The sequence below is a fragment of the Pseudotabrizicola algicola genome (assembly GCF_010915705.1).
Classification (GTDB): domain Bacteria; phylum Pseudomonadota; class Alphaproteobacteria; order Rhodobacterales; family Rhodobacteraceae; genus Pseudotabrizicola; species Pseudotabrizicola algicola.
On record NZ_JAAIKE010000006.1, the window covers coordinates 181,317 to 193,379 of the forward strand.

General features: G+C 63.9%; 11 protein-coding genes. 7 read left to right on the forward strand and 4 right to left on the reverse strand.

Annotated features, from left to right (window positions below):
* Positions 1 to 43 precede the first annotated feature (43 nt).
* On the reverse strand, positions 44 to 808 hold the full coding sequence (locus tag G3572_RS17075) for an ABC transporter permease (RefSeq protein ID WP_164614129.1): 765 nt from the start codon (positions 806 to 808) through the stop codon (positions 44 to 46).
* A gap of 87 nt (positions 809 to 895) precedes the next feature.
* Here G3572_RS17075 and G3572_RS17080 point away from each other — a divergent pair, with 87 nt between their 5' ends.
* A complete protein-coding gene (locus G3572_RS17080; protein WP_164614131.1) occupies positions 896 to 2,962 on the forward strand; it encodes a 4Fe-4S binding protein in 2,067 nt (688 codons plus the stop codon).
* Positions 2,959 to 3,819: an FAD:protein FMN transferase gene (locus tag G3572_RS17085; protein ID WP_164614133.1), complete on the forward strand. Its 861-nt coding sequence runs from the start codon at positions 2,959 to 2,961 to the stop codon at positions 3,817 to 3,819. Before G3572_RS17080 ends, G3572_RS17085 begins: the two co-directional genes overlap by 4 nt.
* Positions 3,820 to 3,831: 12 nt before the next feature.
* Here the strand turns inward: G3572_RS17085 and G3572_RS17090 are convergent, their stop codons facing one another.
* Positions 3,832 to 4,761 carry a substrate-binding periplasmic protein gene (locus G3572_RS17090; protein WP_164614135.1) on the reverse strand — a complete coding sequence of 310 codons (930 nt, stop codon included), beginning with the start codon at positions 4,759 to 4,761 and terminating at the stop codon, positions 3,832 to 3,834.
* A gap of 2 nt (positions 4,762 to 4,763) precedes the next feature.
* Complete coding sequence (gene pedF / locus G3572_RS17095; protein ID WP_164614137.1) at positions 4,764 to 5,444, reverse strand: cytochrome c-550 PedF; 681 nt, start codon at positions 5,442 to 5,444, stop codon at positions 4,764 to 4,766.
* Between the two features lie 163 nt (positions 5,445 to 5,607).
* Here pedF and G3572_RS17100 point away from each other — a divergent pair, with 163 nt between their 5' ends.
* Genes G3572_RS17100 through G3572_RS17120 form a run of 5 tightly spaced genes read left to right on the forward strand, consistent with a single transcriptional unit; the run spans position 5,608 to position 9,747 of the window.
* On the forward strand, positions 5,608 to 6,795 hold the full coding sequence (locus G3572_RS17100; RefSeq protein WP_164614138.1) for an ABC transporter substrate-binding protein: 1,188 nt from the start codon (positions 5,608 to 5,610) through the stop codon (positions 6,793 to 6,795).
* Between the two features lies 1 nt (position 6,796).
* Entirely contained in the window at positions 6,797 to 7,762 is a 966-nt protein-coding gene (locus G3572_RS17105) for a YVTN family beta-propeller repeat protein (RefSeq protein ID WP_164614140.1), read from the forward strand.
* Between the two features lie 11 nt (positions 7,763 to 7,773).
* Positions 7,774 to 8,190: a cupredoxin domain-containing protein gene (locus G3572_RS17110; RefSeq protein ID WP_164614142.1), complete on the forward strand. Its 417-nt coding sequence runs from the start codon at positions 7,774 to 7,776 to the stop codon at positions 8,188 to 8,190.
* Positions 8,187 to 8,930: an ABC transporter ATP-binding protein gene (locus G3572_RS17115; RefSeq protein ID WP_164614147.1), complete on the forward strand. Its 744-nt coding sequence runs from the start codon at positions 8,187 to 8,189 to the stop codon at positions 8,928 to 8,930. Before G3572_RS17110 ends, G3572_RS17115 begins: the two co-directional genes overlap by 4 nt.
* Before the next feature lie 19 nt (positions 8,931 to 8,949).
* A complete protein-coding gene (locus G3572_RS17120) occupies positions 8,950 to 9,747 on the forward strand; it encodes an ABC transporter permease (protein WP_164614148.1) in 798 nt (265 codons plus the stop codon).
* A 467-nt stretch (positions 9,748 to 10,214) separates the two neighbouring features.
* Here the strand turns inward: G3572_RS17120 and G3572_RS17125 are convergent, their stop codons facing one another.
* Positions 10,215 to 11,990 carry a PQQ-dependent methanol/ethanol family dehydrogenase gene (locus tag G3572_RS17125; RefSeq protein ID WP_164614150.1) on the reverse strand — a complete coding sequence of 592 codons (1,776 nt, stop codon included), beginning with the start codon at positions 11,988 to 11,990 and terminating at the stop codon, positions 10,215 to 10,217.
* Between the last annotated feature and the right edge of the window lie 73 nt (positions 11,991 to 12,063).

Below are 12,063 nucleotides of genomic sequence, written 5' to 3' on the forward strand. Positions count from 1 at the left end.
GCCCGCAGACAAAAACCGCACAAAGGTCCGGCCGGGCTGCCCGTCACCCGCGCCGCCAGCGGTTCGCACGCCGCTCCAGCGGCTGGATCACCAAGGCATCGACCGCAAGCATGATGATGACAAAACCCAAGGCATAGGCCAGCACCGCCGCGATGTCGAACATCTGGAACTTCATGTGGATCTGGAAGCCCACCCCCGAAGACCGACCCAGAAACTCGACGACAAGCACGATTTTCCAGATGATCGCCAATCCAAGCCGCGCACTGGTGGCAAAAAACGGGGCAAGCTGCGGCAGCACCACATGGCGCAACCGTGCCAGCGGGGACAGGCGGAACACCTGCGCCATCTCTGCCAGATCGGGCCGCAAGGTGCGCGCGCCCTCCCGCATCGTGACAAGCACCATCGCGGTCTTGTTGATCGTCACGGCAGCAATGGCCGCCGTCTCGTTCAGCCCGATCCACAGATAGCACAGCACGATCACCACAAGCGCGGGCAGGTTCAGGAAGATCGACACCCAAGGATCAAGCCAGCGGTTCAGCCGTGGCATCCGGCCCAGCAAGACCCCCAGAACCGTGCCAAAGATCATCGCCAGCCCAAAGGCCAGCACCACGCGCCCCAAGGTGGCCGAAATGTGCCGCCACAATCGGCCCGACTGCGCCTCGACCCACATCACACCGAGGACATCCGAGGGCGGCGGCAGGATGCGCGGATCTCCCCGCACCACGGAAAGCGCCCACCAGAACAGCACAAATCCCGTCACCGACAGGGCAAAGATCACTCGGCTGTGCAGGGCGCTCGTCTGGCTCATTTGCCCGAGCATAAAAGATTGGCCCCGCCTGTCGCGCGCGACCTTGGTCTAATGGAAGCCTCCGCAGCCCAAGGCATAGGTTTGCGCATGCGGATGATGCTGTTTGCCCTGTTCTGGCTCTGTCAAAGCCTTGGCCTCATGGCCGAGACGCTGTCCCGCAGCACCATCGAGCCATTCATCGTGCCGCCTTACGCCTTGGGCGAACCTGTCAATGACAAGGGGGTGTGGACGCTGCTGAACTCGGGCGGGGCCGAGGCGGGATATGTCTTTGAAACCGCCCAGATGGCCCCCCTGCCCGGTTTTTCCGGCGCGCCCGTCAACATGCTGGTCATGCTCGATCTGGATGGCCGCTTCATCGACGTGCGCCTGATCTCGCACAACGAGCCGATTTTCGTCTCGGGTCTGGGCGAAGCGCCGTTTCGCAAGTTTCTCGAACAATATCGCGGCCATTCCATCAATACGCCGATGGTGGTCGGCACCAGCTATGGCTCCGGTGCGGGGGATGGCGGTCTTGTCTATCTGGACGGTGTGGTCAAGGCCACGGCATCGGTGCGCATCGCGCATGAATCGATCCTCGCCGCCACCTTGCAGGTCGCGCGCGAGAAGATGCAGGGGGTGCAATCCGCGCCGCCCGCCTATCCCGACCCTGACCATGACGAGCCGCTGGATTGGGCCGCCCTGGTGGATCAGGGCATCGCCCGTAACCTGCGCGTCACCAATGCCGAGGTCGACGCCGCCTTCGCAGGCACCGTCTGGGCCGACGACGACCCCGAGGCCAGCGCCGACCCCGAGGGACTGTTCCTTGACCTCTGGCTTGTCGACATCGGGCCACCCGCCATTGCCCGCGCGGTCCTGCCGGCCGATGCCTTGGCCGAGCTTCAGGACTTTCTGTCAGTCTCCGGCTTTGACGAGCCCCTGCTGGTGATCGACGCGGGGCGGCACGGGTTGGTCGGACCCGATTTCGTGCGCAACACAGCGCCCGACCTGCTGGCGGCGACGCAAGACGGTCTGCCCATCGCCCTGCGGGATGCCGATCTCATCTTCTCGACCCTGCCCGATGTGCCAGAGGGCGTCGCCATGATCCTGCGCACCGACCGGCGACTTGGTTTTGATCCGACCCGCGACTGGCAATTCGAGGCCAAGGCCCTGCGCGCGCATGGCATGTTCCAGCCCGAAATCGGCATGGTGGGCTTTTCGCTGACCCATGCCACGCCAGAGCGCTTCTTTGCCCGTGCCGAGGTGGCCGAACCCCTGCCCCCGTGGCTCGAGGCGCTGCGCAATCGCGCGGCGGACCTTGTCGTGCTGGCACTGGCCCTGCCCGCCTTGCTCTGGGCCTTGGGGCCGCGCATGAACCGGCTTGCGGACCATCGCCACTACGGCGCGATCCGCCTGTCGGTTCTGGCCTTTGTCACGGGCTTTGTCGGCTGGTGGGGACAGGCGCAGCTTTCCATCGTCACGCCGCTTGCCGTCCTGCGCACCGCAGTCGAGGGCGGCAGCTTTGCCTATCTGCTCTACGACCCTGTCTCGCTTCTGGTCTGGGCGGTCACGCTGATCGGCTTTGTCCTCTGGGGCCGGGGGTTGTTTTGCGGCTGGCTCTGTCCCTTCGGCGCCCTGCAGGAGTTCGCCCATAAACTCGGCCGTCTGCTGCGCCTGCCCCGGCTGGAGCTTTCGGCCCGCTGGGACACCCGCGCCAAAGCCCTGAAATACCTGTTGCTCGCGGGGCTGGTCGCAACCGTGATCCTCGCCCCCGAGCATATCGACACCGCCGCCGAGATCGAACCCTTCAAGACCGCGATCACCACCTTCTTCCTGCGCGATGGCATCTATGTGGCCTATGCGGGCTTCTGGCTGGTGCTTGGCCTGTTCACCTTCAAGGGCTTTTGCCGCTATGTCTGTCCCTTGGGCGCGCTGATGGCGCTTGGCGGTCTGCTGCGCGGCCGCGACTGGATCGCAAGGCGCAAGGCCTGCGGCGCGCCGTGCCAGCTTTGCCGCGTCAAATGCAGTTACGGCGCGATCAAGCCGACAGGGCAGATTGTCTATTCTGAATGCTTCCAATGCCTTGACTGTGTCACCATTCACAATGACCCCACCCGCTGCGTTCCCCTGATCCTTGCCGCCAGGGGCCGCAGTCTGCAAAAGGCCCCCGCCGCATGAAGCGCCGCCGCTTTCTCAGCATCACCGCCGCCGCATTGGCCTGGCCCCGTCTGGCGCAGGCAGAAACCGTCTGGCGCGGCACCGCCCTTGGCGCAGAAACCGAAGTGCGGCTCTACGGGCGGCAAGAGCAGGCCCAGACAGCGCTTGCCGGTCTGGAGGCGCTGCTTGCACGGGTCGAAGACAGCTTCAGCCTTTACCGGACATCCGAGCTCACCCGCCTGAACCGCACGGGCAGGTTGCAGCCCAGCGCATGGTTCGCAGACCTGATGACCCTCTCGGCGCGGCTGAACCTGCTGACCGGCGGGGCGTTTGATCCCAGCGTGCAGCCCCTGTGGACAGCGCTTGCCGAAGGCCATCCGCCGCGCGGCCCCGTCGGCTGGCATCACATCACGCTTGGACCAGAGATCACCCTTGCCAACGGGCAGGCGCTGACGTTCAACGGCATTGCCCAAGGCTTTGCCACCGATCTTGTCCGCCATCACCTCGCCGGTCACGGCTTTGCCAAGGCGCTTGTCAACATCGGTGAACTGGCCGCGATGGGCGGCCCGTTCCGTCTGGGCATCGAAGACCCCGAGGCGGGGCTTCTGGCGCAATGGCACCTGCGCAACAGCGCGCTTGCCGTCTCCTCGGCGCGGGCCACGCTGGTGGGCGGCAAGCCGCACCTGCTGCACCCCGCCGGCCTGCCCTTGCTCTGGTCAACCGTCGCGGTTCAGGCCCAAAGCGCGGCGCTGGCGGATGGGCTGTCCACCGCGCTCGTCTTCCTGACGCAAGACCGGATCGCCGCGCTCAAACAGCAGATGCCCGAGGTGTCGCGCATCGCCCTCGTCGATCCTGCGGGCAACCTGATGACCCTTTAGGCCGCGCCACCCCTAGCGATCGGGCGGCAAAAAGTGCAGCCCATAGGCGGCATAGGCCGCTTCGATCCGGCCATCGCCCAAGGCGGCCGTAATCGCATCATCCAGCGCATAGGCCAGATCGCGGTGGCTGTGATGCACCGCAATCCCGACTGTCCACGACGACAGGGCAAAGTTCGGCAAGGGCGGGCGGTGAACGGCAATCCCCTCTGCAAGCGCGAACTCCAGTTGCGCCAGAGGCCCCATCGCCGCCATCACCTCCCCTTGCGCCAGCGCGGCCATCCCTTCCGCCATCGCGCCAAATCGGCGGATGTTGGGGCCGATCTGCCCCCCCGGAAAGGCAGTCAGATAGAAGTCGGCAATGGAGTCATTCTCCACCGCGACCGTATCAAACCGGAAAAAGGCCGGCACAGGGGCGTCATCGTGGCGGTCCTTGTCCGATGGCACGGCATCGGGATAGGCCTCGCGCGAATAGGCAATCGCAATCTGTTCGTTGGCATATTGGCCCGTAAAGACAACCTGTTCCACCAGACAGGTGAAGGCGCTGTTATAGGGCACCCGCAGCATCACGTTGGAAACGGGTTCACGCTGCACCGTGCCGCGCCAGACATAGCTCATCAGGTCGGTCTGAAGCGTCTCGCCCGCCTGAACAAAGCGGAACTCGGGCTGCACCCCCAAGCCTTCGGCCAGAATGCGCCCCACTTCGATGTCGACGCCCTTCGGGGTCTCCCCCTCTTGCCAGCTATAGGGCGGAAAATCCTCGTAGACCGCGATGGTCAGGGTGCCACGGTCCACGATTTCGTCGAGGGTCTGCCCGACAAACTCGCGCGCGGTGTTTTGCGGGCGCTGCCCGGGCGCGACGTTTTCACATCGCGCAAAGGCAACGCCCCCCGCAGAGACGAAACAGCCGACCGCCAAGCCAAGGGCCAAGCCCAGCCGCCGCATGGTCAATTCGCTGCCGACAGCCCGATCGTCAGGGCATCGGTCGCATGTTTGACCCCCTCGGCGGTGCCATTCAGCGCCAGCGCCGCCCGTTTGGCCGCGCTATCGGCAATCGGTGCGCCCGATGCTGTCTTGGCCTCCAAGGCAATTGCCATCAGCTCCTCCCTGATCGCCGCCTCGTCGCCGCCCCCAGCGGCCAGTTCGCTCCGGATTTCGCCAAGACGTGCGGTAAAGGCATCCAGCGCCCCGTCCTCGGGTCTGGTCTCGATATAGGTCCGGATGGCCCATGCTGCCTTCTGGCCCAGCACATCCCCGAAGGCAGGCATCTTGGTGGTGCCGTCCTGGGTGTAGCCGTGGCGGAAGCGCTCCACATACCATTCATCACCATATTCCGCCGCCTCCAGATAGCGCAGGTCCGGTGCCAACCCGCCCGAGACAACGCCAAGCCCGTGGCAGCGCGCGCAGTTCTGGTTGTAGGCGCTGTCACCGATCGTGACAGCGGTCCACCATACCTCGTTCCCCGCCGCCTCGGCGCGATATGGGTTCTCGATGAGCCATTCCTCTCCTACATCCGGCAGGGCATCGGTGTTGACTGGCTGCGGGGCCACGTCGCCATGCGCAAACGCCATCGTGGCCATTCCAAACGCGACGACAAAAGCGCTCGCTCCACGAAAATCCCTGGTCATGCTGTGGTCCTCCCTCGGTGTTCGCAGATGTGCTAACCCATCGCCGCCGCGGCCGGATATTGGACTTTCGTGGCGATCACCGCCCCGCCCCCCCAAACCGCGACCATAGTCGAATTGCCCGCAGGGGTCTTGGTCCGGACTGTGAGGTCAGGGAGACAGACATATGCCGCACTGGACAAGATGGGCAGCCGTTTGCGCTGCAACCGCATTGGCCTTGCCATGCAGTGCCGCCGCGCAAGCGGCGAAAACCGACGTGCCGATCCTGTATCTGCGTCAGGAAATCAAGCAGCCTCCGGTGTTGTCCAATCTGGACCCCGTGCCGGAAGACCTCGGTCTGGCGGGGGCAAAGCTCGCCGTCACCGACAACCAGACAACCGGCGCTTTCCTTGGCCATGACTACAGGCTGGACATCATCAGCGTGGCCCCGGGCGAGGATCTGACCGGCGCCGCGCGGCAAGGGCTGGCGATGGCGCCTTTCGTGCTGCTCGACGGCACGGCCTCCGATCTTCTGGCCATCGCAGACCTGCCCGAAGCGCAGGGAAAGCTGCTGTTCAACGTCAGCGCGGGCGATGCGTCGCTGCGATCCGCCGATTGCCGCGCCAATCTGCTGCACACCCTGCCCGAAGACGCCGCCCGCACCGATGCCCTGATGCAATTCCTTGTGGCCAAGCAATGGCGCAAACTGGCGATGATCGTCGGGCCCACCCCGAACGATCAGGCCTATGCCGACTCCTTGCGCAGATCGGCGGCCAAGTTCGGCCTTGCCATCCTCGGCGAAAAGGCATGGACCTTCGACACTGACCTGCGCGAGTCGACGATGGCCGAAGTGCCTCGCTTTACCCAGGACCTGCCCGACCATGATGTGCTGCTGGTTGCCGATCCCACCGACGATTTCGGGCGCTACATCCTGCACAACACATGGCTGCCGCGCCCTGTCGCCGGAAGCCACGGACTGCATGCCGAAGCCTGGGCGCCGGTGGTGGAATCCTGGGGCGCGGTGCAGCTTCAGAACCGGTTCGAGGCATCGGCTGGGCGCGACATGCGCAGCCGTGATTACGCGGCCTGGCTGGCGGTGCGCAGCATCGGCGAGGCGGTCACACGCACCGGCTCTGCCGATCCGGCAAATCTGCGCGCCTTCCTGCTGTCGGATGCTTTCCAGCAAGACGGCTTCAAGGGCCGCGCCCTGACCTACAGGGCGTGGAATGGCCAGATGCGGCAACCCGTCGCCATCGTGAACGACCGCGCCCTGGTGGCAATGGCCCCCATCGAAGGCTTTCTGCACCAGCGCAACGAAACCGACAGTCTGGGGCTGGACCAGCCCGAAAGCGACTGCACTGCCTTCGGGGGATAAGATGAAACGCCTTGCACTCCTGCTCCTGACCGTCGCCCTGCCGCTTCACGCCGGTGAAATCTGGGTCACGAACGAAAAGGATGACACCATTTCCGTGATCGACACCGACACGCTCGAGGTGGTCCGGACCATTCCCACCGGCGAGCGTCCGCGCGGCATCACCTTTTCCAAGGACTTCAGCCGCGTCTACATCTGCGCCTCGGACAGCGACACGGTGCAGGTCATGGACCCGGATACGGGCGCCATCCTGTTTGACCTGCCCTCGGGCGAAGACCCCGAGCAATTCGTTCTGGCCCCCGATGACCGCCATATCTACATCGCGAACGAGGATGATGCCGTCACCACCGTGGTTGATACCCAGACCCGTCAGGTGGTGGCCCAAATCAATGTGGGCATAGAACCCGAAGGCATGGCGATCTCGCCCGATGGCAAGATCGCGATCACCACCTCGGAAACCACCAACATGGCGCATTGGATCGACACCGCCAGCCACAGCCTCTTTGCCAATACCCTCGTCGACAGCCGCCCCCGCCATGCCGAATTCACCGCTGATGGCACGACGCTCTGGGTGTCGTCGGAAATCGGCGGCACCATCACGGTGTTCAACGTGGCCGACCAGACGGAAATCGGAAAGATCCGTTTCGCCATCACGGGGGTGAACGCCGATCTGGTCCAGCCTGTCGGCTTCAAGTTCAACCCTGAAGGCACCAAGGCCTTCGTCGCCCTTGGCCCCTCCAACCATGTGGCCGTGGTCAACATGCAAAGCCTCAGCGTCGAGAAATACATCCTCGTCGGCCGCCGCGTGTGGCACATGGCCTTTTCCCCCGACAATTCACAACTCTTCACCACCAACGGCGTTTCGGGCGATGTCACCGTGATCGATGTCGCGCGGGAAGAGGCGGTCAAATCCATCAAGGTCGGCCGTTTTCCGTGGGGCGCAGCCATGCGGCCCACCAAGTCAAACTGAAAGGAACTTTGATGAAACCGCTGATCCTTGCCGCCCTCCTTGCCCTTCCCGGCGCGGCGCAAAGCCAGACGGCCGGCCTTCTGGAGCGTGCCAACCGCGTCACCCTGCCCGCCCTGAAGCTGATGTCGGGCGAGCCGGTTTCCGAGGAACCTCTGCGCCTGAAATCCGGCACCTATTACATTCTGGAAGTCGTTTCGGATGGCAGCGCGGAACTGGCACTGGAAGGCGCGGGCTTTTTCCGGGCGATATGGGTGAATGAAGTCGTCATCAACGATATCGAAATCCGGCCCTCCGGCCTGCACTCCTTCGAATTCGACGACGAAGGCACGCTCGAGATGTCCTTCGTTGCCATCAAACCGGGCAGCTACAGCCTGTCGGTGCCGGGCAGCACGGGGGCAAGCCAGCGGGTCGAGATCACCATCGAATGAACGGCCTTGAGGTCCGCGGCCTGTCCTATCGCTATGGCCCCCGGCAGGCGCTGAAAGAGGTCAGCTTTTCGGTGCCGAAGGGAAGGTTCTGCGCGCTTCTGGGGCCGAACGGTGCCGGAAAATCCACCCTGTTCAACCTGCTGACCGCGCTTTTCACGGCCCCCGAAGGCCAGATCATGGTGGCGGGCGTCAATCTTTCCCAAGAACCGCGCCGCGCCTTGGCCCGCATGGGGGTGGTGTTCCAGCAGCCGACCCTTGATCTGGACCTGACGGTGCGGCGCAACATGCTGTATTTCGCGGCGCTCCACGGAATTTCGGGCAGCGAGGCGGCGCGGCGCTGCGATGCCGCGCTCGAGCAACTGGGCATGGGCGAACGCGCAGCCGAGACGGTGCGCGCCCTGAACGGGGGCCATCGCCGCCGGATGGAGATTGCCCGCGCCCTGATTCACCGCCCCGAGGTTCTGCTGCTGGATGAACCCACCGTCGGGCTCGACGCCGCATCGCGCGCGGCGATCACGGACCACGTTCACGCCTTGGCCGATCAGGGCCTGTCTGTGCTCTGGGCCACCCATCTGACAGACGAGGTGCAAGACAACGATCTGACGCTGCTGCTGCACAAGGGCGTGCTTCTGGCTCAGGACACGGCGGCCAATCTCCGGCAGGACCAGTCCTTGCAAGATGCGTTCCTGCGCCTGACAGGTGGCGCAGTGCAGGAACACGGTGGCGGGGGCCTGCGATGAGAGCCGAAGGGGGCGCGGCATGAACTGGACGATCGCCTTGGCCGCCATCCTTCACCGCGAGGCCTTGCGCTTTGTCGGCCAGCGCGGCCGCTTTGTCGCCGCGCTTGTGCGGCCCTTGGTCTGGCTGTTTGTTTTCGCCGCAGGGTTTCGGGCGGCGCTTGGCCTTTCGATCACGCCGCCCTACCAGACCTATATCACCTATGAAACCTACATCGTTCCGGGTCTGTGCGGCATGATCTTGCTGTTCAACGGCATGCAATCATCGCTGTCGCTTGTCTATGATCGCGAAATGGGGTCGATGCGCCTGCTGCTCACCGCGCCCTTGCCGCGCTGGTGGCTGCTCTTCTGCAAACTGCTGGCCGGAACGCTGGTGTCGCTTCTGCAATGCGCGGCCTTTCTGGCCATCGCAGCCCTGTGGGGCATAAGGCTTCCGCTGTCGGGCTATCTCCTCGCCCTGCCCGCCCTTGCCTTGTCGGGCCTCATGCTGGGGGCGCTCGGGCTGATGCTGTCGTCCTTCATCCGGCAGCTTGAAAACTTCGCGGGCGTGATGAATTTCGTCATCTTCCCGATGTTCTTCCTGTCCTCCGCGCTCTACCCCCTGTGGAAAATGGCCGAGGCCAGCCCCCGCTTGCGCGACCTGTGCAACCTGAACCCCTTCACCCATGCGGTCGAACTCATCCGCTTTGCGCTCTACGGTCAGGTCAACCTGACCGCAGCGCTCTGGGTCAGCCTCGCGCTGGCCGGCTTCGGTGCGGCCGCCCTCTGGGGCTATGACCCTGCCCGTGGCGTCCAGAACCGCAAGGGTCAGGGCGGCTGACTCCCGCGCGGCGTGCATAGAGCGGTCTGCTGGCCCCGACAGGCGCAACCCACGGCAAAAGCCGCGACATCCGCATATTGCTGCGAGGGTCGGCTCCGGCACAGCCGTCCTCTGGGGCTATGACCCTACCCGCGGCGTCCAGACCCGCAACGGTCAGGGCGGCTGACTCGCGCGTGCGTAGAGCGGATTGGCTGGCCCTGACAGGCGCACCCGACGCAAATGCTGCGAGCATCCGCTCAGTGCTGCCAAGGTGAATGGCAACAGACACGACGGCTGAGGCTTCGTCTCGGCCAAGAGACTTGGCCTTCCTCTGGCTGCGTAAGTCCGGCCAGAAGTTAAAGATTTCTGAATCGCGTATCCTATGCCATTGAAAACGAAGGCTTCTGCTTACTGTAACACAGGGGGAAACGCAAAACGCGCCACCCCGTGAAGGATGGCGCGCCTTGCTGTTGCCTGACCGGAGGGGGTCAGTTTGCAGCGGCAAGCTGTTTGGGCAGGCGGAAGGTCCAGAGCGTCCCGCCCTGATTGAGGTAGTTGACCTTCTTGGCCACCTCCCCGCCCCAGAGCGGAACCGCCCCACCCCAGCCCGAGATGACAGAGACGTATTGCTCTCCATCCATCTCCCATGTCACAGGCTGGCCCACGATGCCCGATCCGGTCTGGAATGACCAAAGCGTCTCGCCGGTGGCATCATCCAGCGCGAGGAACTCGCCTTCGGGGGTGCCAAAGAACACAAGACCGCCCGCCGTCGTCATCACCCCGCCCCAGAGCGGCGCTTCATTCTTGTATTCCCACTTCCATTCGCCGGTCATCGGATCAATGGCCTTGAGGCTGCCGATATGGTCCTCATAATTGGGCTTGATGGTGAAGCCCGAGCCAAGATAGGCCGCACCCTTCTTGTAGGTGACCGGCTCGTTCCAGATATCCATGCCCCATTCGTTCGACGGCACATAGAACAGCCCGGTGTTCTGGCTGAAGGCCATCGGCATCCAGTTCTTGCCGCCAAGGAAAGAAGGCGATGCGAACACCATTTCCCCCTTGGCACCGTCTGCCGATTGCGCCGGATTGCCGGGGCGGTTTTCCTCGACAAAGATCGGGCGGCCCGTCTCGTCGATACCCGAGGCCCAGCTGATATCCTTGACAAAGGGCCAGGCGTTCAGGAACTTGCCGTCTTCACGGTTCAGGACATAGAAATACCCGTTGCGGTCGGCAGTCGCATATTTCTTGTTTCCATCCTTGTCGACGAAAGACACGACCTCGTTCACGCCGTCATAATCCCAACCTTCGCGCGGGGTGGTCTGGAAGTGCCACTTGATCTCGCCGGTCGCAGGATCGATCCCGATACGGCTTGCCGCATAAAGGTTGTCACCCGCGTTGCCATCCACCGGCGTGCCGGCATTGCGCAGATGGCTGTTCCACGGGGCCGGGTTGCCCGCGCCGAAGACAAGCGTGTTGGTGTCCATGTCATAGCTGCCCCCCAGCCATGTCGCGCCGCCGCCCGTCTTCCACAGATCGCCCGGCCATGTCGCGTTCAGCGTGCCGGTCATCGTGCTTTCCTTGCCGTTCAGCGTCCCCATGTGGCCTTCGATCACCGGACGCGTCCAGACCGTCTCTCCCGTCAGCGCATCGCGCGCCTGAACCTCGCCGACGATGCCGAATTCCCCGCCGGAATTGCCCGTGATCACCAGACCATTCACGATCAGCGGGGCGGCAGTATAGCTGTAGCCTTCCTTGTATTCGGCGATCTTCTTGTTCCACACGACATCGCCGGTCTTGGCGTTCAGCGCCACGATCCGTGCATCAAGCGTGCCGAAATAAACGTTATCCCCATAGATCGCCGCGCCGCGGTTGATCACATCGCAGCAAGGCAAAATGCCCTCGGGCAGACGCGCATCATACTGCCAAAGCTCTTTGCCCGTCGCGACATCGATCGCGTAAAGCCGCGAATACGAGCCGGTGATATACATCACACCGTCATAGACCAAAGGCTGCGTTTCCTGCCCGCGCTGCTTTTCCCCCCCGAGGCTGAATGCCCATGCCGGAACCAGGTTCTTCACATTCTCCTTGTTCAAGGTGGTCAGCGGGCTGAAGCGCTGCAGATCGCGCCCCATACCGTTGGTCAGCACATCGCCCGTGCTTTGCGCATCGCCTGCAAGTTGCTCTTCGGTCACCCCGGCATAGATCGGCGCGGTGGCGAGCGAGGCGGCCAATCCGGCGACCGCGGCCACGATAAAGCGGTTCATCTGTTTCCTCCCATGATGATGCCGACAAGACCGCAGCGACTCGCCCCCTCCTGCGGGAAGCTCTGGTCATGCA